Annotated in this window: 1 pseudogene; it reads right to left on the reverse strand. The window is 59.9% G+C overall.

The window, feature by feature from the left end:
• Window positions 1–231 (reverse strand): annotated as a pseudogene (locus tag SB753_RS36210) (fuconate dehydratase); the annotation flags it as partial.
• Window positions 232–299: the final 68 nt, after the last annotated feature.

The following is a 299-nucleotide window of genomic DNA, read 5'->3' on the forward strand; positions in this document are numbered from 1 at the left end:
TTTGCCGACGATAAGCGGCGTCAACGCATTCACCGCTGTCACACAGATTTCATTGCCGCGCCCGATCGTAAAGGTCAGTCCGTGGCCCGTGAGCTGTTGCGGCGAATCGGTTTCGAGCGTGACATACGTGGCGGAATAGTCCGGCGCGGCATTCATTGCGTCGGAGCCATCGCGCGAACGGGAAGTGGGGAAACGAATATCGCGAACGGACAGCCTCGTGATCGTGGTCATCTGAGCACCCTCCAGGGATGGCTACCGGCATTGACCTGCTAGCGAAGAGGAACCGCCTGGTGCGTTCG

Source organism: Paraburkholderia sp. SIMBA_053, from assembly GCF_046534895.1.
Classification (GTDB): domain Bacteria; phylum Pseudomonadota; class Gammaproteobacteria; order Burkholderiales; family Burkholderiaceae; genus Paraburkholderia; species Paraburkholderia caledonica.